Source organism: Arthrobacter sp. NPDC056727 (genome assembly GCF_042790555.1).
Taxonomy (GTDB): Bacteria; Actinomycetota; Actinomycetes; order Actinomycetales; family Micrococcaceae; genus Arthrobacter.
In genome coordinates this window covers 130,591-156,051 of record NZ_JBHTZA010000001.1, presented here as the reverse complement: position 1 = coordinate 156,051, position 25,461 = coordinate 130,591, and the positions used below count along the sequence as shown (strand labels likewise).

The 25,461-nt window shown below is 63.8% G+C and carries 19 protein-coding genes; 9 read left to right on the top strand and 10 right to left on the bottom strand.

What is annotated here, in order from left to right; genetic code table 11:
- Positions 1–27: 27 nt before the first annotated feature.
- Positions 28–660, bottom strand: coding sequence for a flavin reductase family protein (locus ACFRAH_RS00725; protein ID WP_377988953.1), 633 nt, complete (start codon positions 658–660; stop codon positions 28–30).
- Between the two features lie 1,138 nt (positions 661–1,798).
- Here ACFRAH_RS00725 and ACFRAH_RS00720 point away from each other — a divergent pair.
- From ACFRAH_RS00720 to ACFRAH_RS00705, 4 genes are all read left to right on the top strand, one after another.
- A complete protein-coding gene (locus ACFRAH_RS00720; RefSeq protein WP_377988952.1) occupies positions 1,799–2,947 on the top strand; it encodes a glutathione-independent formaldehyde dehydrogenase in 1,149 nt (382 codons plus the stop codon).
- A 61-nt stretch (positions 2,948–3,008) separates the two neighbouring features.
- The gene (locus ACFRAH_RS00715) at positions 3,009–4,157 is read left to right on the top strand and encodes a zinc-dependent alcohol dehydrogenase (protein ID WP_377989194.1); all 1,149 of its coding nucleotides are present in this window, start codon (positions 3,009–3,011) and stop codon (positions 4,155–4,157) included.
- A 13-nt stretch (positions 4,158–4,170) separates the two neighbouring features.
- On the top strand, positions 4,171–4,755 hold the full coding sequence (locus ACFRAH_RS00710) for a hypothetical protein (RefSeq protein ID WP_377988950.1): 585 nt from the start codon (positions 4,171–4,173) through the stop codon (positions 4,753–4,755).
- Between the two features lie 224 nt (positions 4,756–4,979).
- Positions 4,980–5,978, top strand: coding sequence for a hypothetical protein (locus ACFRAH_RS00705; protein ID WP_377988948.1), 999 nt, complete (start codon positions 4,980–4,982; stop codon positions 5,976–5,978).
- A gap of 143 nt (positions 5,979–6,121) precedes the next feature.
- Here ACFRAH_RS00705 and ACFRAH_RS00700 read toward each other — a convergent pair whose 3' ends face one another.
- From ACFRAH_RS00700 to ACFRAH_RS00660, 9 genes are all read right to left on the bottom strand, one after another.
- Positions 6,122–7,225 (bottom strand): Gfo/Idh/MocA family oxidoreductase, encoded by a 1,104-nt coding sequence (locus tag ACFRAH_RS00700; RefSeq protein WP_377988946.1) that lies wholly within the window; start codon positions 7,223–7,225, stop codon positions 6,122–6,124.
- 197 nt (positions 7,226–7,422) lie between these two features.
- Positions 7,423–8,514 (bottom strand): nitrilase-related carbon-nitrogen hydrolase, encoded by a 1,092-nt coding sequence (locus ACFRAH_RS00695; RefSeq protein ID WP_377988944.1) that lies wholly within the window; start codon positions 8,512–8,514, stop codon positions 7,423–7,425.
- 181 nt (positions 8,515–8,695) lie between these two features.
- A complete protein-coding gene (locus ACFRAH_RS00690; protein ID WP_377988942.1) occupies positions 8,696–9,688 on the bottom strand; it encodes a LacI family DNA-binding transcriptional regulator in 993 nt (330 codons plus the stop codon).
- A gap of 149 nt (positions 9,689–9,837) precedes the next feature.
- Positions 9,838–10,551: a gluconate 2-dehydrogenase subunit 3 family protein gene (locus tag ACFRAH_RS00685; protein WP_377988941.1), complete on the bottom strand. Its 714-nt coding sequence runs from the start codon at positions 10,549–10,551 to the stop codon at positions 9,838–9,840.
- Positions 10,552–10,586: 35 nt separating this feature from the next.
- Positions 10,587–12,239 carry a GMC family oxidoreductase gene (locus tag ACFRAH_RS00680; RefSeq protein WP_377988939.1) on the bottom strand — a complete coding sequence of 551 codons (1,653 nt, stop codon included), beginning with the start codon at positions 12,237–12,239 and terminating at the stop codon, positions 10,587–10,589.
- A gap of 42 nt (positions 12,240–12,281) precedes the next feature.
- Positions 12,282–13,232, bottom strand: coding sequence for an aldo/keto reductase (locus ACFRAH_RS00675; RefSeq protein ID WP_377988937.1), 951 nt, complete (start codon positions 13,230–13,232; stop codon positions 12,282–12,284).
- Between the two features lie 62 nt (positions 13,233–13,294).
- Complete coding sequence (locus ACFRAH_RS00670; RefSeq protein ID WP_377988935.1) at positions 13,295–14,353, bottom strand: ABC transporter permease; 1,059 nt, start codon at positions 14,351–14,353, stop codon at positions 13,295–13,297.
- Between the two features lie 37 nt (positions 14,354–14,390).
- A complete protein-coding gene (locus ACFRAH_RS00665) occupies positions 14,391–15,968 on the bottom strand; it encodes a sugar ABC transporter ATP-binding protein (RefSeq protein WP_377988933.1) in 1,578 nt (525 codons plus the stop codon).
- A gap of 69 nt (positions 15,969–16,037) precedes the next feature.
- Complete coding sequence (locus ACFRAH_RS00660; RefSeq protein WP_377988931.1) at positions 16,038–17,129, bottom strand: sugar ABC transporter substrate-binding protein; 1,092 nt, start codon at positions 17,127–17,129, stop codon at positions 16,038–16,040.
- A 392-nt stretch (positions 17,130–17,521) separates the two neighbouring features.
- Between ACFRAH_RS00660 and ACFRAH_RS00655 the strand changes: the two genes are divergently transcribed.
- The 5 genes from ACFRAH_RS00655 (at position 17,522) to ACFRAH_RS00635 (ending at position 25,060) form a co-directional block, all read left to right on the top strand.
- Positions 17,522–18,532, top strand: a complete 1,011-nt coding sequence (locus tag ACFRAH_RS00655) for a LacI family DNA-binding transcriptional regulator (RefSeq protein ID WP_377988929.1) — start codon at positions 17,522–17,524, stop codon at positions 18,530–18,532.
- Between the two features lie 197 nt (positions 18,533–18,729).
- Complete coding sequence (locus tag ACFRAH_RS00650; RefSeq protein WP_377988927.1) at positions 18,730–20,709, top strand: helix-turn-helix domain-containing protein; 1,980 nt, start codon at positions 18,730–18,732, stop codon at positions 20,707–20,709.
- A gap of 154 nt (positions 20,710–20,863) precedes the next feature.
- Positions 20,864–22,114, top strand: a complete 1,251-nt coding sequence (locus ACFRAH_RS00645) for an iron-containing alcohol dehydrogenase (RefSeq protein ID WP_377988925.1) — start codon at positions 20,864–20,866, stop codon at positions 22,112–22,114.
- A gap of 36 nt (positions 22,115–22,150) precedes the next feature.
- Positions 22,151–23,626 carry an NAD-dependent succinate-semialdehyde dehydrogenase gene (locus ACFRAH_RS00640; RefSeq protein WP_377988924.1) on the top strand — a complete coding sequence of 492 codons (1,476 nt, stop codon included), beginning with the start codon at positions 22,151–22,153 and terminating at the stop codon, positions 23,624–23,626.
- 66 nt (positions 23,627–23,692) lie between these two features.
- Positions 23,693–25,060, top strand: a complete 1,368-nt coding sequence (locus ACFRAH_RS00635; protein ID WP_377988922.1) for an MFS transporter — start codon at positions 23,693–23,695, stop codon at positions 25,058–25,060.
- The last annotated feature ends 401 nt before the right edge of the window (positions 25,061–25,461 follow it).

Below are 25,461 nucleotides of genomic sequence, written 5' to 3'. Positions count from 1 at the left end.
GGGACCATACAGGCACCCCGCAACGGCTCAGCCGTCCGTGCGGTCCCTAGGCCGGAATCCGCCGGGCCAATCGGCCCGGCGAATCCGCTTCAGTTCCCTCACAGACCCCGTCGTGCCCCACTCATCAAGCCCTAACCGTGCCAGCGGTTCCAGCAGATCAATCCTTGGGTGGCTACCATCCAAAACGCCCGAATCCACCACGGCATGCGTGACCTCCCCGAACACCAGAACACAGTCACCAACGGGCACCGTACTGTGCAGCCGGCACTCCAGCGCCACCGGCGACTCCGCGACCCTGGCCACCCCCACGGTGCGGCATACCTCCCGCGTCACCCCCGCCGCATCGAACTCACTCACATCGGGTGGAAAATTCGTCCCCGTAGCATTGACCTCGGCCATCAGCCCGGCCGGCGCCAGGTTCACCACAAACTCTCCCCGCGAGCGGATATTACGCAGCGAATCCTTCTCCCCTACCGAGGTGAACTGGACGACCGGCGGATCCACTGAGGCAACAGTAAAAAACGAATGTGGAGCAAGATTGTCCACGCCCTCCGCCGACCTGCTCGAGACCCACGCGATCGGACGGGGAACAACAACGGCCGTCAACAGCCGGTAAAAATCCCGCGAAGACAGCTCGGCGGGATCAAAATCTTTTCGCATGACCTCAGCCTACGCAGTTAACACGGCGGTTAGACCCACGCACCCGGGAGCCGAATGTTACAAATTGCTGATTCGCCAAGATGCAATTCTCGGGCGGTCTCAAAGTGCACCCCCTACGTGTGAGACAGAGGCTCCGCAACCACCTCGACACCGTCGTCCTCATGGATAAGGCGCCGCCCTGCTCCAGCATCCAGCCAGATCCAGAAAGCGGACCCGTCGGGCATCCATTCATCCAGGACACCGTTAAGCAAGGGCCGGCCGCGGCTTTGGAGACGGACGCGACTCCCGGCTGGCACAGTTTCCGGTCCTGCAATCCATACATCGCGCTCCTGAAAGGTTTCGCCGCTCTCGAAAGCGGATACAGCGTGAGCTGAAGAACTCGCAGGAAAGCCTGGGAATCTTTCTCGTTCTGCCAACGGTTCGTCCTTCCTTCCACCGACCGGTTGGACCGGGGCGCAAACCACTACAAAGAACTGTGTTGTGCTTGTCAGTCGACAGACGCGGAGTTGGTGAGGCGGATCAAAGCCTTCACGCGCCGCACGGCACGTTCCGCCCGGAGGGGATTGGGGGCGCCCCTCCGGGCGGAACTGAAACAACGTACCAAATAGTTTGTGTACAAACAATTCGGCCGCGAACACATCGCAGGTTTGCTAAGGAGCCTGGATCCTTTCCGGTAAATGCCGGCCTTCGACGGCTCCGCGATTCGACATCATGCCCGCTGAGGACAGAGCAAAGTCCCGATTCTGACAGGCAGCAAATTTGGGGGGTATGCACCGGGTGTCGCACTGACCGACCTTCCGCTTCAGTACGCCCGACACGTGTTGGACGAGACGACCGCCAGCGGAACGCACATGGGCACGTGATTTTCCCAGCGTTTCCCGATACCCCTCGACATCCCTAGTAAGGGTGCTTAGCATTAAGGCTCGTCCAGAATCTATTTCGCGAAGGGGTTGGTCAGCCGGGTTTTCCGGGGCAGCCAGCCACCATAAATCCTTGGGTCTCCCGCCCATTTGGGTGGACTTAGAGGTCCTATACGTATCCCCTCCCTTGCGGCTCATGCACGCGTACCTGGGTGACTTGTGCCCTTGGACGACACATGTGCGCGGCCTGCAGGGTGGACATAGGAAGAGAGCGAACCGTGAAGGCAGTAATTTACAAAGGACCGAACGACGTCAGCGTCGAGGAAATCCCCGACGCCAAAATTGAGCACCCCGCCGACGTGCTGGTCCGCATCACCTCGGCGAACATTTGCGGGTCGGACCTGCACATGTATGAAGGCCGCACCAGCTTCGAAACCGGCCGCTCCTTCGGCCACGAAAACCTCGGCGAGGTGGTGGAGACCGGCCCTGCCGTGAGCAAGGTAAAAGTGGGCGACCGTGTGGTGCTGCCGTTCAACATCGCTTGCGGATTCTGCAAAAACTGCGAACGTGGCTTCACGAACTACTGCCTGACCATGCAGCCTGAACCGCAGCTCGCGGGCGCAGCCTACGGGTTCGCGGACATGGGCCCGTATCAGGGCGGACAGGCCGAGTACCTGCGCGTGCCGTACGGGGACTTCAACTGCCTCCGTCTGGGCGAGGACTCCGAGGAGAAAGAGCTCGACTATGTCATGCTTGCGGACATCTTCCCTACCGGGTGGCATGCCACAGAGCTGGCCGGGGTGTACCCGGGCGACTCCGTGGTCATTTATGGTGCTGGACCGGTCGGACTCATGGCGGCCTACTCGGCCATTATCAAAGGCGCCGGAAAAGTCATGGTGGTGGACCGCCAGAAGGACCGGCTGAAGCTGGCGGAACAGATCGGTGCCATCCCTGTGAATGATGCGGAAGTGGACCCTGTCGAGTTCGTCAAGGACCAGACCATGGGATTCGGCGCAGACCGGGGCTGCGAATGCGTCGGCTACCAGGCGCACGACCCGGGCGGAACCGAACATCCCAACATGACCCTGAACCGGCTCGTGGACTCCGTGCGGTTCGTTGGCGGCCTGGGCGTGGTCGGCGTCTTCCTGCCCCAGGACCCTGGAGGCCCCGACAAACTTGAGCAGCAGGGCCAGGTGGCCTTCGACTACGGAAACTACTGGTTCAAGGGGCAGACGATGGGCTCAGGCCAGTGCCCGGTCAAGAAGTACAACCGGGCCCTGCGTGACCTCATCGCCGGCGGAAAGGCCAGCCCGTCCTTCATCGTCAGCCACGAACTGCCGCTGGACCAGGCCCCCGAGGGCTACAGAAACTTCGACAGCCGCGAAGACGGCTGGACAAAAGTCGTCCTCCACCCGGCCGGTGCCTGAGAGAGACCGAGAGGGAGAAATTTTCGATGTCGAAACGAGTAATTTCCAGGACGTGGCCCTGATGCGCGCCATGGTGTACCGAGGCCCGTACAAAGTGCGGGTCGAAGAAAAAGACATTCCGAAGATCGAGCACCCGAACGACGCGATCGTGCGGGTCAGCAGGGGCGCGATTTGCGGGTCCGACCTGCACCTTTACCACGGCATGATGCCGGACACCCGTGTCGGGATGACGTTCGGGCACGAGTTCGTGGGCACCGTGCACGAAGTGGGCTCCTCGGTGCAGAACGTGTCGGTGGGAGACCGGGTGATGGTGCCGTTCAACGTCTACTGCGGCTCCTGCTACTTCTGTGCCCGGGGCCTGTACTCCAACTGCCACAACGTCAACCCGAATGCGACGGCGGTGGGCGGCATTTACGGCTACTCCCACACCTGCGGGGGTTACGACGGCGGCCAGGCCGAATTCGTGCGAGTCCCCTTCGCCGACGTGGGACCTTCGAAGATTCCTGACTGGATGGACGAAGAGGACGCGGTGCTGCTTACCGATGCGCTGCCGACCGGCTACTTCGGCGCCCAGCTCGGGGACATCGTGGAGGGCGACACCGTGGTGGTGTTCGGCGCAGGCCCGGTGGGACTGTTCGCCGCCAAGTCCGCTTGGCTGATGGGCGCCGGGCGGGTGATCGTGATCGACCACCTGGAGTACCGGCTGGAAAAGGCAAGGTCCTTCGCGCACGCCGAAACGTACAACTTTGCCGAGTATGACGACATCGTGGTGCACCTGAAGAAGGAGACCGACTACCTGGGGGCCGACGTCGTGATTGACGCAGTGGGGGCCGAAGCGGACGGTAACTTTCTCCAGCACGTCACAAGCAGCAAGTTTAAGCTGCAGGGCGGCTCCCCCATCGCCCTCAACTGGGCCATCGATTCGGTCCGCAAGGGCGGCACGGTGTCCGTGGTGGGCGCGTACGGACCGATTTTCAGCGCCGTGAAGTTTGGCGACGCCATGAATAAGGGTCTGACGCTGCGGATGAACCAGTGCCCGGTCAAACGCCAGTGGCCGCGGCTGTTCGAGCACATCCGCAACGGCTACCTCAAGCCCAGCGACATCGTCACCCACCGGATCCCGCTGGAACACATCGCAGAGGGCTACCACATCTTCTCCGCCAAACTGGACAACATCATCAAGCCGCTGGTTGTCGCCGGCCAGTCCTGAAGGGAAGCGCACCATGCCTGAAACAGCCACACCTTACGTCGCCGGCAAACCCGCCCCGCAGGAAACCGCGGAGGAGCTGCGGGCCCGGATCCCCGGATGGGGCGCAGACGTTGACCCGGCCGACCGGCCCTCCTACCCCCGCGAGCAACCCGGCATCGAGACCGGCGCGCGCTGGGACTTCCCCGAACGCCAACCGGAGAAATGGCCCCGGGAACGGTCCGTCGAGCACGCCTTCCTCACTCCCGTGTTCGGGACGTCCACACCTCCTGCAGGGGTGTCGGGCGCTATCCGGAAGTACGCCTACAAGTACAGCGAGGGACGGGCTGCGCATTGGCTGCTGCTCATCGCTGCCGACCGGGTCGACGCCTGGGAACACCACCTCCGCTCGTTCGCTACGCTGCGCCCCGACAACCCCGTCACCGAAAGCGGGGTGCTCAGCGAGTTCTCGGCCCACGGTGTCCGCTCACGGTTCGGTCAAAAACGTGCCGACGTCAACCACCAGTGGATTGACCCGTTCATCGTCGGTGCCCCTTGGGCACTGGCGGGCCTGGGTGCTGTTGCCGCGGTCCGGGCACTGCGAAAACACCGCACAGCCTGACAGCAATTCACCCAGGGTGGGGACAAAGGGTGTCACCAGCGTCGCGTGCGCTGGTGACACCCGCGCGTCATCCCTGACCCAGGTTCGTGACCAAGTTGATGAGACCGCGGTCAGGACCGGGTTAAGAAAAGCGACACGGAAGCCCGCCCGCGCAGGTTGCGCTGAATGCTGAGGAGAAAAATCGTGCCAAGAAAGTTCACCCCTGCCCGTTGCGGCAGCCTGCCGTGACGAAGGGGATCAGAGTCGGGTTGCTGGCGGACCCGGCCGCGCCTACGGAGATCGCGCGCCTGCTGAGTGACCTTGAGCCGCCGAGCGAGGATCGCGAACCCTGGGACATCGAGATCGTGAGCGAACCATTCGCCATGGATTGCGAGGACGTCGAAACTGCCTTGGCACGGCTTCGGGATCACGCCCGTCAGCACGAATGGGACATCGTTATCGGGCTGACTGAACTTCCGTTCCGTGACGAGGATGACGGCCGATATCTGCTCGCTGAGACCGACCCACGGCAGCAGACAGCAGTGCTGTCGCTGCCGGCACTCGGCGGGTTCGGCATGCGGGCGCGTGCCCGGCATGCCGTGCGTGCGCTCGTCAGCGGCATGGCAGGCAATGCACAGGCTGGGCATAGCGAGCCGCTGCCCCGCTTCACCAGCCGTTGGCGACTGCTCGTGGGAATGGTGCTTGCGAACCGTCCGTGGCTCCTCGTGCCCGGGCTCAAGTCCGCGCTCGTGGCAGCGCTGACAACAGGGGCGGTGGCCACGATCAACTCAACGGTTTGGCTACTCGCTGGCTCCCTGTCACCGTGGCGCCTGATAGTGGCGACGATCGCCTCCATTTCCCTCGTTGTTGCCTGGCTCGTGATCGACGGCGCACTGTGGGACCGACCCGACGACGGCTCTAGGGACGCCAGGGAAAGGTCACGCCTCTACAACACCTCGACACTGGTAACCCTGACCATTGGGATATTCATCTGCTACCTGGCGCTCTACCTCGTCAACCTGGCCTGGGCACTGTTCGTCCTCGACCCGGCCGTAATGGGCGGCTACCTCCACGCAACGCTAGGCTACGGCGACCTGTTCGTCCTGTCCTGGTTTGTCGCGTCGGCGGCGACCGTCGGCGGTGCCCTTGGCACCGGCCTGGAGTCGGAGGAAGCAATCCGCGCGGCCGCGTACTCCAAACGCGAGAAGGAGCGCCGCAACCGCCTCGCACACGAGCGAACCTAGGCTGCACGGAACCGTGATTGCGGAGCACGTTTGGGCCGCCGGAAGAAGTTTGTGGCCGTTTCCGAACGCCCCTCCGTAGTAACCCTCAATGACTGCCCTATTTCACAAACAGGGTTGCACCAAGCAGATTGACGGAATCACGATTATCGGCGAGCCTGCTCGATGATTTTCAGGACCCCAACTGCGTCGCTGGGATCAACAGGAGGAGCGCTGCCCGTTTGCAAGGCATGCGCCAGCTGCGCGTAGAACTGCGGATAGTCTCCCCGGCGGGTCGGCTCGTCCCAAAAGGATCCAGGAATGCCTAATCTCCCCCAACTTTCCGGAGGTTCAATGCCATATTCAGAATCGGTTGGAAGCACGCCCTCCCGTAGCGCCTTTTCCTGTCCATCGAGTCCCCATTTCGTGTAGGCGGCTTGGGAGCCGAGGACATGGAATCGGGGACCTAGCCGGGCAGCATTACCATTCATCCACAAGCGGGATCGTGTGCCGGAGCGGTGCAGAAGTGAGAGGAAGGCATCCTGGTCTGCGTCGGACTTCTTTGGATCGTCATACCGCGCGGTTTCCCCGTAGATTTCCGATACCGGGCCAAACAATTGAATGGCCTGGTCGATCAGGTGGGCGCCGAGGTCGTGAAGTATCCCTCCGCCCTCGGCCAGCAGGGCTGTGTCCCGCCAGTTCCGGAACCCATCCGGCATCCACCATTCGAAGCGGGACTCAAAGGTCCGGACTTTGCCAAGCTTCCCGTCGCGAATCAGCTGCTTGAGGGTAAGGAAATCTCCGTCCCACCGGCGGTTCTGGAACACGGTCAGACACCGGCCGGCGTCAGCCGCCGCAGCGACAAGCTCTTCACCATCTGCAGAGCACGGGACGAAGGGTTTGTCGAGAACGACGTGCAGGCCCCGTTCGAGGGCTGCCTTGGCCAGCTTTTTGTGGTTGAGGGGAGGTGTGCCGATGACGACAACGTCGAGGACCAGTTCCCCTTCGTCAACCTCGGCAAAGAGCTGCTCAGGGGTGGGAATGATCCGGGCATGCGGATAACTTGCCCGGGCAGCTTTAGTCCTTTCTGGGTCTGAAGTGACGATGGCTTCCAGAACATAAGAATCGTCTGCCTGAATCAGCGGGGCATGGAAGACACGGCCGGATATCCCGAAACCGAGAATAGCGGTCCGCAGTGAAGGCCGGTCGCGTCTTCTTGCTTCTTTCGGCCCTGATTCATGGTGTTCGCCGGTCAGCGGCTGGCGGGTCATTGAGCATCCTCTTCGGTCCGATGATGAACACAGTTGAGTAATCTATGCGGGCTGGGTGGCACCTAAGTCTCCGGCACCACATGTGCTACAGCTGAAGCGGCCGGCACGAGTCAGCAATGCGCGGTCCCCGGCGGGCATGGCCGCCATCGTGGAATTGGCCGGGGACACAAGACGTGTTCCCGGCCAATTCCCCCACGTTAGGCCTTGTAGCCAGACGGCGGCGTGAGAACACCGCGCTCGATGAGCTTTTCGATATTGGCAGCCCGTGTTGAGTCTTCCCGGGCCAGCCAGCCTTCGCTCGGCGGTGCGTCGAGGTACTGGTTCTTCGGGTAGATCGGGTTGTCGTAGATGACGCTGTACTGCTCTGTCCGCAGGTCCTTGAACTGGTTGTACAGACCATTCGAGACACGGGCCCGGCGGAGCGCTTCGATGTCGATTGTGGTGCAGACGAACGAGTCGCCCGAGGTCCAGCCCTGCTGCTTCGTGAGGATCTGGCCTCGTGGACCGACGATCATGGACTGGCCGCCGAACAGGTCCTGCATGCTCCCGTCCTCGCGGACTTCGGGCCCCAGGTTCGGAGCGACGACGTACGCCGAGTTGAACATGGCGTGGGCGCGGTTCTGCAGTTCCCACATGCCGTTTTGGACGGCAGGCTCGATCAGTGTGCCCCGGATAATGATCTCGGCACCGTTCATCGCGAGCCCACGCGGCACCTCAGGGTAGACGCCCTCGTGGCAGATCGCGTACCCGATGTTGCCGATCTCGGTCTTCGCCACCGGGAAGATGGCGTCCATTGCGTTGCCGTTTCCCTTCTTTTCAATCCACTCGTCCCACACGTCGTGCGGGTTCATATTGCCGAGCATGCCGCCTTCGTAGGCATCACTGGTGGCCTTGTAACGCTTGTAGATGATCTCGCCCTGCGGATCGATGATGAAGGCAACATTGAAGTGGCGGTCGGGGAAGTCCTCGTCCTTGACCATGTACAGCTCGGCAGCGATGTAGGTGTTGAGTTCCACGGCTTTTTTCGCCAACTCGTCCGTCTCCGGCCCGGGGATCGTCACGGCAAAGTGGCGTTCCTTCTCCCGGTTCCCTGGCGTGTTGGCGATCATGCCCTGGATTGCCATTTCGGGCAGGACGACCAGCTTGACCGGAGAGCCCTCCCAGGCCCCGACCATGACCGCCGTGTCGATGAATTCGTTGATGCGCTTGACGTTGGCCACGCCGTCGCCGGGATTTTTCACATTGATGGTCCGCGGCGAAACCGCTACGACGACAAATGGATCGACCATTGTTTTCTCTCTTTTCTCTTCTTCGAGTACCTGAGTTAGCGCTAACTCACGGTATTCCGGTTAGGTAGGAAATTGCAAGACCTGGAGCTCCCTCTTTTTGGGGAGCGGACCGGGGGCCATTGGGCACCTGGGTCGGGAGTTCAGCCCTGGGTAGGGGTGGAGGCAGCCAGCACGGTGGGTGTTAGTGCTGGCTTCGGGGCGATGCCGTGGTGTCGCGGAGTATGAGGAGCGGTTCCAGCAGAGGGATGTCTCCCTCGGCCTCTTCTTTGATCATGGCCAGGATGCGGCTTACAGCGATGTGGCCGATGGCTTCGAAATCGAGCTTCACGGTCGTTAGTGCCGGCCGAAAGTAGGGTGCTTCCTTGACGTCGTCGAAGCCAACCACGCTGACGTCGCCCGGTACATTGCGTCCGGCGTCGTCCATGGCCTTGATTACTCCCAGTGCGAAGGGGTCGTTGGCGGCGAAGACTGCTGTGACGTCCTTCTTTTGAGCGAGTTCTCGGCCCACGCGGTATCCCTCGGCGGCTGACCAGTCGGAGGTTGCGAGCGGCTGCGGAACGAAGCGTCCAGCCGCCCGCAGTTCCGCTGCCCATCCCTGGACGCGGGAGGATGTTGCCATCCAGCCCGGCGGGCCCTGGACGTGCCACACCGTTTCGTGCCCGAGGTCCAGCAGGTGGCGCACGACCATCCGGGCACCACGTACTTCGTCAACGGACACACTGGTCGGGCTCGGCTGGGATCCTTGCTGGAAGGTCACCACAGGGACGCCGATGTCGAGGTCCTCGAGCACCGTGATCGCATCCAGCAGGGGCGCGAGCACGATCACGCCGTCAACCGTGTCCGAATTGATGGATTCGAAGGCAGCCCTGATATCCCGGCGTGCGAGACTGGCCAGCGTGACTAAACGCGTCGCATAGCCATGTTGCCGGGCTTCCTCGGAAATACCGTACAGGGCCACTGTTGGGCCCAGGACCGAGAGTTCGAAGCTGACAACACCGATCGTCATGGTCCGGTTGCTGGCGAGCGCCGCGGCCGCCGGGTTTCGCCGGTACCGCAGTTGTGAGATGGCGTGCTCCACGCGCTGACGGATGTCGGGGTCCACGTTGGTCGCTCCCCTGACAACACGTGACACCGTCTGCTGGGAGACCCCGGCCAGCCGGGCAACGTCGGACATCCGGGGAGCCTTTGACCTGGAGGCCAGGCGCTCCCCGCGCCCGTTGGAGTTTCGGGCTTCTGAGGGGGCAGGGGTCGTGGACACCACTCCATTATCCCCGGCTCCCCTCGACGAGCCCCGGAAGGCGACACCGTTCGGCGCGCCACCTGTCATGGGCGCCGGTACCGCAGGACTTCAGGATGCTGATCGTACGGCCACTCCGCCCCTTCCACCATGTACTTACGGGTCGTGTAGCTGCCGTCCATGGTGGAGGCCAGCGACGGAGGTCCGTCGAAGCCGATGACCCCCCACCCGACGCGGTTCTCGTTGCCTCCGTACACCGGGTCGCCGTAAAACCCCTGGCGGGTGTTGAGCACCAGCAGCGGGAAGAACTCCAGAAAATCCTCGTTGACCGGTTGGTTGCCTGCCGGAGCGCCCCCAAGACCGGTTTCGGAGTGCTCCAGCGAGAATGCGTGCGGCTTCGCCGCACCCGATAGTGTCTCGAGCACCGCGTCCTGGTCCTCTGCCGGGAGTTCGAGGAATTCGACGTCGGCACGCTCTTTGGCCAGTCGGTCCAACTCCACGACGCCCTCGCGGTAAAACTCCCGGCGCTGCTTGATGCGCTCCTGCCACGCGGCCTCGTCGCGGCCTTCCATCCGGAGGAACCCGTTGCCGTCAGCAGCCGGGAAGATGAACTGTGTTCCGGCCAGCATCCGGTCGATGAAGCGTACGACCTTGGCCTCACGCGCGCCCGGGTGGTGGTCCGTGGGGATGATCCGGGCCGTTGCGGCCTCGATCGTCTTCCACTCGTGATCGGTGAAGAAGACCGGCCCGTCGACGTCCCGTGTTGAGATGGGCACCGTAGCCCATTCCGCCTGTCCCATGTGAGATGTGTCCTTTCGTATCTGTGAAGTGTGGGTCAGTTTTCGGACCAGCCGTGGCGGTCGACCTGGAGGATACGGTCAGAGCACCGCCAGGCGTTCGCCATGATCGTCAGGGCCGGGTTGATGCCGGTCGCGGTCGGGAAGAAACTCGCGTCGAAAACGTAGAGGTTGGGTACCTCGTGGGAACGGCACCAGCGGTCGACGACGGACGTTGCCGGATCGTTGCCCATGCGGGCGGTGCCCAGTTCGTGGGAGGTGTTGCCCGTGATCCGTTCCATATTGACCGGGATGACCTTTTTCGCTCCGGCGGCCTCAAGGATTTCCCCGTTTTTGGCGACCTGCCAGCGTTCCTGGGCAAAGTCGTTGGAGTGAGGAGTATGGGTGATACGGGCCACCGGCAGACCCCAGGCGTCCTTAACGTTCGGGTCAAGATCGACCCGGTTGTCCTCAACCGGCAAATCATGCAGCAGGACCCCGATTTTCATGCTGTGGTTGAAAAACTCGCGGTCTGCGTCCTTCGCCGCCTGGCCCCACGTGGGCCGGCCGGGGAAGCTCCAGTTCACCGGGTGGCCGATCATCGACGGGAAGATCAGCGATCCGAGGATGTGGCCGCGGCTCTCGTCTGTCTCGTAGAAGTCGAACGAACACAGGCTCATGTAGTGGCCGGCCCACCCGTACAGCGGGTCGCTGACCTCACGGTCAAAAAGGCCGACCGAGAAGGAGTACTGATGGAAGGTCGCGTTCTTGCCGACCATGCCGCTGCCGTTGCCGAGGCCGTCCGGGAAGAGCCCCGACTTGGACATGAGCAGCAGGCGCGGGGTCTCGATGCCGCCGCCGCAGACGATCACGGCTTTCGCGTGCTGGACGAACTCGTCGCCGTCCTCGTCCTGGTAGCGGACACCGGTGGCGCGGCCGTCCTTGCCGACGAGTATCTCGCTGACATAGGAGTCGGGGCGGAGGTCGTAACGGCCGGTGGCGACCGCGTCGGGAATGAAGCTGATCAGCGTGGAGGACTTGCCGTTGCCGGGGTCGGGATACTGCTGCCAGAAGCCGTTTTCACTGAAGGGCTGGCGGCCCCGGTAGGGCTCGGTGACCATGCCCTGCGGCATAGGGAAGGTGCCATGGCCGAGCTTGGACATAGCGGTGGCAAAGGTCCGCCCGATCTGGCTCAGCGGTGACGGCTTGGTCGGGTAGCCACGGCTGCGCCACGCCTCCCACTTGTTCGCCCCTGCCAGGCCCGATGTACCGAACTCCCATTCGACCCGCGTGTAGTACGGCTCCAGCTCGTCATAGGAGATGGGCCAGTCGACCAGACTCGCGCCCGGAACATCACCGTGCAGGCTTCGGAGCTTGAAGTCGCTCTCAGCCATGCGCGGAACCATGCCACCCCAGTGGGTAGTGCCGCCGCCGACGACCTGAGGCGTAGCGGAGAAGTTGGTGATTTCCGCCTCGACCTTGTCGTTGGGGCGGTAGGTCCTCGGCTTGACCTTCGGGTCCTGCCAGATGAAGTTCCGGTTGAGGAACTTGAGCTCGTCGCCTGAAGCGTGCTCGGGCTTCAGCCATGGCCCGCGCTCGAGGCCCACCACCTTCAGGCCTGCCTCGGACAGCACCTTTGCCGCGGTGGCCCCGCCGGCGCCTGCGCCGACGATGACGACATCCACCGGCTCGGGCTGCTTCTTCCTAGTCATTGCTTCGTTTCCTTTCGTAATTCCTGCTTCGCACCCCGGTGGTCAGACCGTCGCGGCTTCAATGCCGTTCCGGCCGGCACTTGCAAGGGGCAAGAGCTGGTCCCAGAGTTCCTGCGGGATGTCATGGTTGAGTAGGCGGAGGGTCTCCTCGACCCGGCTCGGGCGGGACATTCCAACGATGGTGGATGCCACGCGCTCATCGCGCACCGAGAATTGCAGGGCTGCTGCGGCGAGTGGGACGCCGTACTGCCCGCACAGCGCTTCCATGCGCAGAACCCGGTCGATGGTCGCCTGGTCGACAGGTGCGTAGCAGTACCGCGGGACGGCCCGCGGTCCCTTGACGAGCATTCCGCCGCCGAACGGGGCGGCGTTGACGAAGGCGACTCCCCGGCGGGCTGCCTCCTCGAGGAGCGGCTCGGCGGTCTGTTCGACGAGGGTGTAGCGGTTGTGGCTGATGACGGCGTCGAACGCGTCCGTCGCAAGGTACTGCAGTTCCAGATCGATCGGTCCCCCGGCGACGCCCAGGTGCTGGATCACACCCTGGTCCCGGAGATCGATAAGGGCTTCGAGAGGGCCTCCCTTGGCCACTCCCTCCTCGAACGAGATCTTCTCGGGGTCATGCAGATAAACGAGCTGGAGTTTATCGAGGCCAAGACGCTCGAGGCTTTCTTCGACGGACCGGCGGACGCGGTCTCCGGAGAAGTCGGTGCTGCCGGGAACCGGGTCGACCTTGGTGGCGACGACGTACCCCTCGGGGATGCCGCCGCGCTCGGCGATCGCCCGGCCAATCCGCTCTTCACTGGCACCTCCGCCGTACTCGTTTGACGTGTCGATGAAGGTGAAGGGCCCGTCGAAGACGCGGTGGATGGTGGCGACGGCGGTGTCTTCATCGACTTCGTAGCCGTACTGGGCGGGAAAGCTGCCGAGCGCACTCGTGCCGACACAGATATCGGAGACATTCAGGCCGGTGCGGCCTAAGGGGCGAATGGACATGATTCCTGCTTTCTGAAGCTGGATGGGTTGGACGGTGGGTAGGCGGTTAAGCGGCCTGGATACTAAGCAGCTTGGGTGCGCCGGAAATGTTTGGAGAAGAAGGCGGAGATCCTTTGGACGCCGCCTGCGCTGGAGAGGAAGACGGCGAGGATGATCACCGCGCCCTTGATTACCAGCTGCGGCTCGGAGGAGATCCCGACGAGGTTCATGATGTTGATGATGGTCGTCAGGATGAACACGCCGATCACAGCGTTCAGGGGGTCGCCCTTGCCGCCCATGAGCGAGGCGCCGCCCACGACGACGGCTGCGATGGCGTCGAGTTCGTAACCTACGCCGATAAGCGAGCTTCCCTGCCGCAGCTGGGCCGCGGCGACGAGGCCTGCCAGGCCGGCGAGAACGCCGGAGATGGTGTAGGTGACGATCAGGTTCCGCGCGACCGGCAGGCCAGAAAGCCTTGAGGCCTCAGGGTTGCCGCCGATCGCGTAGAGGGAGCGGCCGAACGTCGTGTACTTCGCCACGAGAGCGGCGATCACGGCAACGATGATGAAGATCAGGACGGGGTTGCGGATGCCGAGGAAGCTGCCGCGGGAGAAGGCCTGGATGAGCTCCTGGTCGCGGATTTCGATCAGGCTTGTTGACTGGATGATGTAGCTGAAGCCCTTCACGGCGCTCATCATGGCGAGCGTTGCGATGAATGGGGGGATGTTCAACCAAACGACGAGGATGCCGTTGATCAGTCCGGCGACAGCGCAGCAGGCAAGCACGAACACCACCGATGCGCCGGCGGGCATTCCGGCCTGCAAGGTCAGTGCCGTAAGGACCGTGGACATCGCCAGGATGGACCCTACGGAGAGGTCGATGCCGCCCGTCAGGATGACGAAGTATTGACCGATGGCCAGCACGACGACGATTGAGGCGGCCGTGATCACGTTTTCAGCGTTCCGGAACGTCAGGAAGTCGTCGGAGACGTAATAGCCCACCGCGATGATCGCGAGGAGCACAAGGATCAGGTAGCTCTTTGGCAGGGCGCGGAGGGCGCTGCCCCGCAGGCGGGAGCCGACGCCGGCGGATAGGGAGGGGGCGCCACTGGTGGGAGGCAGGGGCGACAGGGTCCGGGACATGGTTGTTCTCCTGAATAGAAACTGGTCAAGGGGGCGGTCAGGCGAAGCGCTCAAGGATGGCGTTGCCGGAGGGGTCGATGTCGTCATGGTCGAGTTCGGCGACGACTTGGCCGCGCGCCATCACGAGGACGCGATCGCACATCATCGCCTCCGTGATCTCAGAGCTCGCGACCACGACGGTTCCTCCGGCCTGCGCGAACTCGCGGATGAGCTCGTACATGTCTTCCTTGGCCCCGACATCCACGCCGCGGGTCGGTTCGTCGCACACGAGGATGCGTGACTGGCGGACAAGCCAGCGGGCCAGGATGGCCTTCTGCTGCGTTCCGCCGCTCAGCGTTTTGAGCGGCTGGTTCACCCCGGACACCTTCATGCCGAGCCGGGCCACCATCTCCCCGGCCATGCCTCGCTCCCGCCGGGACTGGATTACGCTCAGCCGGCTGAACTGCGGCAGGCTGGCCAGCGTGATGTTGCCGGCCACGCCCATGTCCGGGATGAAGCCGGCGGCTTTGCGGTCCTGCGGCAGCAGCCCGATCCCGCGGCGGATTGCGTCGCGGGGGGCACGGAATTCCACCGCCTTCCCGTCGACGCGGATCTCGCCGGAGGTCCGCCGCCGCGCACCCGCGATGAGGCCAGCCAGTTCTGACTGGCCGCTGCCGATGAGCCCCGAGATGCCGAGGACCTCGCCTTCGCGCAGCTCGAACGACACCTTGTCTACGTACCCCTGTTCCGAGAGGTCGCGGGCGGAGAGGATGACCCTCTCCCGGGCGCCCGAGCCCAGGCTGGGCGAGCGTTCGCCGCGGAGGGCGGCGTCGGCAATGGACCCTTCGAGGCTTTTTCCGACCATTGCCGTGACGACGTCGGCGGGCTTGGAGTCTGCCGTCTTCAGATCCGCTGCGTTCACACCGTCGCGCAGCACGGTCACGGCGTCGCAGAGCGAGAAGAGCTCATCCATGCGGTGCGAGATGTACAGCAGTGTCACACCCTGCTCGGACAGCGAGCGGAGGACGGTGAACAGCCGCTCCACATCGGGCATCGGCAACGTGGACGTGGGCTCGTCCAGCAACAGGACCCGCGCGTCCTTGTGCAGCGCCTTGGCAAGTTCCACTGCCTGCTGCTCTGCCGTGGAGTAGCTGCCGACGGGGCGGCGTACGTCAAGGTCGAAGCCCACCCGGTCCAGGGCCGCCCGTGCCTGCGCCTGCATTCGCTGCCAGTCCACCGCCGCCCCGCCGCGAAGTGGCAGCTGGCCCAGAAAGATGTTCTCGGCCACGGACAGGGAAGGAACGAGCGAGAGTTCCTGGTAGATGGTGTGAATACCAGCCTGCTGGGCGTCCATTGGATCCCGGAAACGCTGAAGCTCGCCACCTAGGCGGATGCTCCCGGTGTCGGGGGATTCTGCGCCGGAAAGGATCTTGACGAGCGTGGACTTGCCGGCCCCGTTTTGTCCGGCCAACGCATGGATCGATCCGCGGCCGACACTGAAGCTGACGCCCTTCAGCGCCTTCACGCCAGGGTAAGACTTGGTGATGCCCTCGAGTTCGAGCTCCGGGGCGATTGAAAGGGATTCCCCTGCGGCCCCGGTGGCTGATGTCACCGGTGCCTGGTTGTTGGCGGACATAAATGTTCCTTATCTGGGACTTTCGGGGCCGCGCGGGCCGGCTGAAGATTGCTGTCCGGGCCGGCGGGTTTAGTCCTTGGCGCGGACGTAGGTGTCTCCGGGGACGTAGTATTTGGCTGCCTCAGCGGGCGTGACCACGGTCGTGTCGATGTACTTGGTCTTGTCCGGGCACTGGGACTGGTCACCCTGGGCAGCGGCAACCGCCATTCGCACGGCTTCGGCTCCCTGGTCCCACGGCTGGTTGGACGCGTCCGCCTGGAGCGGCCCCTTGGGGTTGTCCACCATCTCCTTGATGGCTCCCATGCCGCCGTCATAGCTGGCCATGATGATCCCATCTCCCCAGAGGCCGGCCTGCTGCAGGCCCTGGACGATGCCGCCATGCATGACATCGCTCATGCTGTAGATGACCTTGAGGTCGGGATTGGCGGTGGCGACGTCACGGATCGGGGCCAGGGCCTTGTCCGGTTTCCACTCCCCGTACTTGGTGTCAAGCTTCACGGTGGTGACACCGGGGTGCTTGTCCATGACCCGGTTCCATCCGGCCATGAAACCGTTGAACCGAAGGTCGCTGAGCACATCTCCGGGGAAGCCGCCGATGCCGACGATCTTGATCTGTCCCTTGTCGCCGTACTTCTCCAGCGCCCGCTGTGCAGCTACTTCGCCGGCCAGGGAGCCGGTGTGCTCCTGGTCCTCGGCGACGTAGCAGAACATGTCCGGAACCAGAGACTTGTCTACGCTGGAGTTGACTGTCACAACGGGTATGCCCGCATCCTTCAGCGCCTGAACCGAGGGGCCGACGCCAATCGGATCGTTTGGGTTCATAACGACGACGTCCACGCCCTTCGTGATCAGGGTCTGCACGTCGGCGTTTTGCCGCACCGTGTCACCGTTGGCGTCCAGCAATTCCAGGCGCGCCCCGATCTTGCCCGCCTCGGCCTGGCCGCCCTCAACGAGGGTCTTCCACCAGTCACTGCCGCTGATGCCGCGCTGGCTCCAACCGATGACGAGCCCCTTACCGCTAGCCTTGTCCCCCGCGTCGTCCGCCGCAGCACCGCCCTTACAGCCAGCAAGCGCAAGCACCGCGACCGTCAGGACAGAAGCGCTCAGAGCAGCCCTGCCAAGTTTTTTGTTCCGACGAATACCAGTTGTAGTTCTCTGCATGAACAACACTCCCTTGTGTTCGTGACACCCCACGTCGGGGCTACGTGAGTCACGTTACACACTGAGTTAGCGCACTATCAAGAGTCTTGTGGAAATCAATTGAAGTTTCTGAAACCCCTTGAGTTTCGCCTTAAAATCCCAGAAAATAAAGGAAATTACGACTCGGCAGCTTCTAAAAACCTTTAGTAAGCTTGCTGATTTATCGCTAACTCAGCTCCCTTCGCGGTGATTCCCGCGAAGCGGCTCTCGGCAACGAGGTAGGACAAATGTGCGCGGATTCTGACGGAAAACGGCCCCCGGAGCAACGGGGGCGACTGGAGAGTACAGACTCGGCCTCCGTCCGTCGGCTCCGGGCCGACGGCCGACCGAAAGACGCGGTTGCCGGACCTTTGATGACAGCCGTTAACCGTGTATCGATGGTGGACGTCGCGGTGTTGGCGGGGGTCTCGACTCAGACCGTGTCCCGGGTAGCGAACGGGAGCCGTGACGTGCGCGCTGCCACCAGGCGGCATGTCATTGCTGCGATGAATGAGCTGGGGTACCGGCCCAACAGTGCCGCACGGGCACTGAGGCGCGGCAGTTTCCGGACCATCGGGGTGATCACGTTCTCACTGTCCTCACTGGCGAACACGCGCACCCTGGAGGCTATAGCCATGCACGCAGCCCGGCATGACTTCGCCATCACGCTGATTCCGGTCACCGCCGCGACACAGGCCGGCATTCAGGGCGCGTTCTCGCGCCTGGGCGAACTCGCCGTCGACGCGGTGATCGCCATCATGGAGGTCCGTCTGCTCGAGGCGGCCACGGTCACCTTGCCGCAGGGGGTGAAGGTCGTCGTCGTCGACTCCGACGCCGGCGAACAGTACAGCGTGGTGGACACCGATCAGGCCGATGGCACCGGCAAGGCCGTCCAACATCTCTTAGACCTCGGTCACGAGACCGTCTGGCACGTCGCCGGCCCAGAGGAGTCCTTCGCCAGCGAACGCCGCACGGCAGCCTGGTGCGCCACACTCACCGCCGCCGGCAGGCCCGTCCCGCCCGTGCTCCGCGGCGACTGGTCAGCCGACTCCGGCTACACCGCCGGACTCCGGCTCGCCGACGAACCCGGCTGCACCGCGGTGTTCGCTGCAAACGACCATATGGCCCTGGGACTCCTTCGGGCCTTCGGGGAAAAAGGGAAATCGGTCCCCGAAGACATCAGCCTGGTCGGCTTCGACGACGTCCCCGAAGCCTCCTCCTACGCTCCCCCTCTCACCACCGTCCACCAGAACTTCACCCGCGTCGGCGAACGCTGCGTCGACAACATCCTCCAGCAACTCCGCACCCACACCACCGAACCCGGCGTTACCCTCGTAGAGACCCAACTCGTAGTCCGCCAAAGCACCGCTCACCCAAAGAAGTGAAATCTCGAGTGCTCATTTTGCCCCTTCAGGCAACATGCGAGAAGACATAAGGGCCACGACGAGCCCTGAGATCTCTGGCTGTGGCTCGAAGTCTGCGACGCCTCTCGCAACCCTCGGCTTACAGGCCAGTACTTCGGGCCATGATCAGGTGTATTCGCCAGCACAGGATGCCGCTGGCGGGCCGTTACCATGGGCCTATGGGTGCCTACGAAAGCCCACACGGTGCTCCCGGGGCCGTCCCTCCTGCAGAGGGGCTGGCGCTCGGGCGGCTGCTGCTCCTCATCGGCGAGGGAAACTCTGCCGAGGCCCTGGAAGCACAGTTGGCAGCCATGCATGCGGAGAAGCATATTGATGCTGCGGCAGCCGCTGCAGCCCGCACCCTTTCTGCCAGGCTGCGCGAGGCCAGCCGACGGGAGGGGCTGCTCCGCGTCCTCTACGACACTGCCACGGACCTTACCGGCATCCGGGATGTTGAAGCCGTGCTGAAGGCCATCGTCCGGAGAACGCGCTCGCTCGTCGGCAGCGACATTGCCTACCTGAGCCTGAACGACTACGACTCGGGTGAGTCGTACATACGGGTAACTGACGGTGCTGCCACTGCCCTTTTCCGGAACATCCGCATGCCTCTCGGAGAAGGGGTCCTTGGGGCCGTTGCCACAGGGGAAGCCCCGTCCCAATCCGCCGACTACCTGAGCGACCATACCAAGTCACACCTGGAGTCCAGTGACAGAGCCGTTGCGGAAGAGGGCGTCAAGGCGATCATGGGAGTCCCCTTACGGGCCGAAGGCAAGGTGATCGGTGCGCTTCTCGTCGCGGACCGGCACGCACACACCTTCAGCAGTGACGACGTCGCGCTTATGGAATCTATCGGAACCCATGCCGCGGTTGCGCTGGAGAACGCCCGGTATTTCACCGAAATGGCTGATGCCCTCGCCCGCCTGGACCAGGCCCAGCGCGAGAACCTTGCGCATGTCAGCGCGCTGGAGGAGCTTTCGTCACTTGACCAGCGGCTGATGGAAACGCTCGCTTCCACTGACACCCTTCCCGCGCTGCTGCGACTGCTGACCGAGTCCATGGACAGCGAAGTTTTCGTGGTCTCGCCAATGGGCGAACCGATGGCGGGGCCCGTGCCTGGTTCCGACTTTGGCAGCCCGGCGGCGTTGAGCGCTGCCGAGACGTCCGCGGCGCGGACGCTGCCCGTGCCCTTCAATGTCAATGACCACGACTACACCGTGATGTCCGCCGTTGCCGGCGACCAGCATCTGGCATCGCTGGTGGTTGCGGGGCATCTCACGCAAGACCGGACCGCCATACTTGAGCGCAGCGCCCTGGTGCTCAGCGCGGCACTGCTTTTTGAGCGCACGTACCAAGAAGCGCAGTACCGCCTGCAACTGGAGCTCATCGATGAGCTCCTGAACCCCCGCCCTGAAAATGTTGAAGCCCTGAAAAGGAGGGCGAGCCGGTTCGGGCTCGCCGACAACCTCCAACTCGTCGTCAGAGTCGTAGGAGTAGGGGACGACCAGCGACAGCGCGCCCTGGCAGTGCTCAGGCGGCACACCGAGGGCCGCGCTGGAATCACAGCACTGCACGAATCGCACCTGTGCATGATTGAGCCCCCTCCGCATTTCGGTGCCAGACCTGGAGCCCCTGCATTGCCCGGGAGTACCGCTAGTGGCCAAGAAATTGTCGACGCCCTCAAGCGGCAGCGCATCGAGGCCAGTGTCGGCTCATCGGAAACTGTGACGGGATTCTCCCGGCTGTCGGCGGCCCACGCTGAGGCCCACGCCGTGTTGCGTGCACTGCAGGCGTTGGCACGGCATGGCGAGGCAGCGGACAAAGCTGCACTCGGCACGGCCGGCATGCTCCTCGGTGCCATGGAGAGCCCGTTTGCCGCACAACTGCTGGCCGCCCAGCTCGGCCCGCTCCTGGACTACGACAGACGGCGCGGTACGCAGCTGGTTCGGACGGCGTGGACCTTCCTGGAAAACGATGGCTCCACCGCAGCCGCTGCCAACGCCCTGCATATCCATACCAACACATTGCGGCAGCGGCTGGACCGGATCGACAACGTCCTTGGCGAAAGCTGGCGCCGGGGCGGACGTTCCCTGGATGTGCACGTCGCCTTGCGGCTGTGGCGGTTGCAATCAGCAGGAGTGGGAGGGCGCACCCCCCGATAGCCCACCAGTGGCCAGCAACAGTGTCAAATAACCACATGACAACGGATTCAATGTGGCAGGAACATCCATATGCTGCATCACACGGCTCTGGAACCATGGGATCTGCGGCACCTTTCAGGTAGCCGAAGACCCCCACCTTTAGGAGTTAGTCACAATGTCGTGTGCGCATGCAGCGGGCATTCATCCCACTACCTTCGGCGTCCTGCGGCTGCCGAGGAACATCGTCGTCGGCGCCCAGCAGCGCTTTGCTGTCGCCGATATCGCTGCAGAGTTCGGCGACCAGGTCCTCATCTGCACCGACGCGCGGCTTGCCGCCTCGGAGGAGCTGCAGGCGCTGGTCCGGAGCCTGGAGAGCCGTAACCTCTCCGTCCGCGTCTTCGGTGAAACCGAGGCGGAACTGCCGACGCCGGGGATCATCGCCTGCGTTGAAGAACTCAAAGGCCAGGACATCGACGTCATCATCGGTTTCGGCGGCGGAAGCTGCATGGACATGGCCAAAGTGGTCTCGGTCCTGCTGACCCACGGAGGCCAGCCCAGCGATTATTACGGCGAATTTGCTGTCCCCGGCCCCGTCAAGCCCGTCATTGCACTGCCGACGACGGCGGGCACAGGCTCGGAGGCCACAGCCATCGCCGTGGTGTCCGACCCCGGGCTTGGGATGAAAATGGGCATCTCCAGCCCGCACATCATTCCGTTCGCTTCCGTATGCGACCCCGAGCTCACCTACTCCTGCCCGCCGTCACTGACTGCGGCGACAGGCGCGGATACCTTCGTGCACCTCGTCGAATCGTTCACCGCAATCACCCGCGAGCCCACCCGGACCCTTGCCAGCGAACGCGTTTTCGTGGGCAAGAATGTCCTGACGGACTCCCTTGCGCTGGACGGAATCCGGCTGGTAGGCCGCAGCCTCGCCACCGCCTACAAGGATCCAGGCAACGTCGACGCCCGCGGCGACATGATGCTGGCTGCACTCTACGGCGGCATCGTTCTCAGCAACGCCGGAACCGCCGCCGCGCACGCCATCCAGTACCCGGTCGGCGCGCTGACGCACACGCCCCACGGCGTCGGCGTCGGACTCCTGCTGCCCTACGTCGTCCGCCACAACTTCAGCGCGATTATTCCGCAGCTGGGGCAGATCGCCGACGCCCTTGGACGCGACACCAAGGGCATGGACGCCAGGAGCGCAGCGGCCGCCGGCGTCGAGGCCATCGATGAAGTAATTGCCGCCATCGAACTGCCCTCCACGCTGGAGGAACTCGGCGTGAAGGAAAGCGACCTTGACCGGATCGCCACACTGTCACTGAACTCCAAGCGGCTCATCGACAACAACCCGGTGCCGCTCGACCTCCAAGCCGTCAGCTCCATCGTGCAGGCCGCCTTCACGGGCGACCGCACCATCCGCTGACGCCAACTCCCCAACACCAGAAGCAAAGGCTTACCCATGACTCTCCTTTCCACCCGGGAACCGCTTGATCTCGAAGGACTGACCGTTCCCCGCCAGCTGCTCATCGCGGGGCACTGGCGGGATGCCACGAGCGGCGCAACCGTCGACGTCGTCAACCCCTCCGACGCCACCGCCATCACAGCGATCGCCGACGCCGACGTCGCGGACGGTCTCGCCGCCGTCGACGCTGCCGCGGCTGCACTCTCCGAATGGGCCGCCACTGCACCGCGGCGGCGCGCCGAAATCCTCAGCCGCTGCTTTGACCTGATGACCGAACGCAGCGAAGAACTCGCCCGCCTCATCTCCCTCGAAAACGGCAAGGCGCTGCCCGACGCCCGCGGAGAGGTCGCCTACGCCGCCGAGTTCTTCCGCTGGTATGCCGAGGAAGCCGTCCGGATCATCGGCGACGTGTCCGTCTCACCGTCCGGAGCCAACCGCATCCTGGTCCAGCACCAGCCCATCGGCGTATGTGTCCTGATCACGCCGTGGAATTTCCCCGCCGCCATGGCCACGCGCAAGCTGGCACCGGCGCTTGCCGCCGGCTGCACGGCCGTGCTCAAGCCGGCTACCCTCACTCCCCTGACGTCCCTGGCGATCGCCCAGCTGATGGTCGACGCGGGGGTTCCGGCCGGCGTCGTAAATGTTGTAACCACGAGCAAGACCAGCGATGTCATGACGCCGATCCTCGCCGATCCCAGGGTGCGCAAGCTGTCCTTCACGGGCTCCACCGGCGTCGGCCGGCACCTGCTGCGGCAGGCCGCCGACAATGTGCTCAAGTGCTCCATGGAGCTCGGCGGCAACGCGCCTTTCCTGGTGTTCGAGGACGCCGACCTGGACAAGGCCATCGACGGCGTCATGGTCGCCAAGATGCGCAACGGGGGCCAGGCCTGCACGGCGGCCAACCGGATCTACGTCCAGCGCGGAATCCAGGCCGAGTTCGCCAGCCGCCTGGCCGCACGCATGGCCGCCCTCACCGTCGGTCCGGGCACCGACCCCTCCACCGAGGTCGGCCCCCTCGTCGACGAAGCCAGCGTCCTGAAGGTCGACGCCCTGGTGCGCGATGCACTCGACCAAGGTGCGCGCCTGCTCACCGGTGGACAGTTGCCGGAAGGAGACGGCTACTACTACCCGCCCACGGTGGTGACCAACGTGCCGCTGCACGCACGCATGGTCAGCGAGGAAATCTTCGGACCAGTAGCCTCCATCATCGGGTTCGACACGGAAGAAGAAGCCATCGCAGCGGCCAACGACTCCGAGTACGGCCTCGCCGCGTACGTCTTCACCGAGGACCTCCGCCGCGGGCTGCGGGTCTCCGAACGCATCGAAAGCGGAATGGTCGCCCTGAACCGCGGCCTGGTATCTGACCCCGCCGCCCCGTTCGGCGGCGTCAAGCAAAGCGGGCTGGGACGTGAAGGCGCCCACCAGGGCCTGCTGGACTTCACTGAGACCAAGTACATCGCCGTGAACTGGTGAACCGGGTCCCCACCCATAACCCACCGTCCTTCAACAACTCTGTTTGATCATCGAAAGAAAAGACCAATGACGCTCCCTTCAACCACTGCGCCCAAGGCAAAACGAGTGCCCTGGCGCGTGTCCGTGGCCAGCTTCGCCGGCACCACCATTGAGTGGTACGACTACTACATCTTCGGCCTCCTGGCCGCCACCGGAGTCTTCAGCCGGCTCTACTTCCCCGAGCAGGACCCCGCCACCGGGCTTCTGCTCGCCTTCCTCACCTACGCGGTCGGCTTCGTGGCCCGTCCCTTCGGCGGCATGTTCGCCGGGCACTACGGGGACAAGATCGGCCGCAAGCCAATGCTGGTGCTGTCCCTGCTCCTGATGGGCTTCGCCACACTGGCCATGGGTCTTCTCCCCACCTATTCCCAGATCGGTGTGTGGGCTCCCATCCTGCTGACCTTGCTCCGCCTCATGCAGGGCTTCGGCGCCGGCGCCGAATGGGCAGGAGCAGCCATCATCTCGACCGAACACGCCCCAGCGGGTCGCCGCGGGTTCTTCGGCAGCTTCACCCAGATGGGCGTCCCTGCCGGCATGCTGCTCGCCAACTCCTCCGTTCTGGCCGTCAAGGGCAGCGTTCCGGCCGACGTCTTTGATGCGTGGGCCTGGCGCATTCCCTTCCTGCTGAGCGTGCTTCTGATCATCGTGGGTCTGGTCGTCCGGGCGAAGCTCGAGGACTCCGAGGACTTCAAAGACCTCATCGCGAAGAAGCAGACCGCCCACAACCCGCTGGGCGAAGCCCTCAAGAAGGAAACCAAGGGCGTCTGGCTGGTCGTCGGCATGCGCCTGGCGGAGAACTCAGCCTTCTACCTGTACACCACCTTCTCCGTGGTCTACATCATGCGGACCTTCGGTGCCGAGCGCGCCAACCAGGGCTCCATGTCCGTGCTGATTGCGTCCGCCATCGGCGTCATCGCGGTGCCGCTGTGGGCCGCTTTGTCGGACCGCATCGGCCGTAAACCGCTTTACCTGTTCGGATCCATCGGCGGGCTGCTGTTCTTCCCGCTCTACTTCGTCATGACGGACACCGGAAGCGCGCTGCTGGCCACCCTGGCCATCATCATCGGCCTCGCGGTCTTCCACAACTCGATGTATGGCCCGCAGGCTGCCTTCTTCGCCGAGCTCTTCTCCACCAAGCTCCGCTACAGCGGCGCCTCCATGGGCTACCAGTTCGGGTCCGTCCTGGCTGGCGGCATCGCACCACTGGTCGCCGTGGCCCTGCTCAACGCAGGAAACGGCGAACCCGGCTGGGTCATCCTTTACTTCAGCGTCATCGGCGTCATCACAGTGGCCTCGGCGATTCTGGCGCCTGAAACGGTGAACCGTGTCCGCAACCGCCTCGATACGGCATCGGTCTCCGCTGCGGACTCAGCTGACAAGGCCCGCGTGCACTAAACAGCATTTCCCACTAGCACTAATGCCGGTGTCATCCGCTGGGGCAACCAGCCGATGACACCGGCATTTCTTGTTCCGTGCAGCGGGGCTAAAATCGGCTCCGCATCCGTGAAGGCCTCACCGTTCGACAGGACATGAGTACTGGATCCAAGAGCCCACCAGCACAAATGACATTCTGGGCCACGCCGCCGACCGGAAGTCACCGCCCTGATCAAAGCTCCCAACAACGCTCCCAAGCTCCAGGCCGCTGGCAAGTGCCCGGGTGGCGGCAGGGCCACTGCACATGGACCACCCGTCTGACTCCGAAGTCTGCACTAAAAAAGGAGGCCGACGACGACACGCAGTGTCGCCGTCGGCCTCCTTTCTCCGCCGCACAGGGTGACGGCTGCATGCCCGAACTT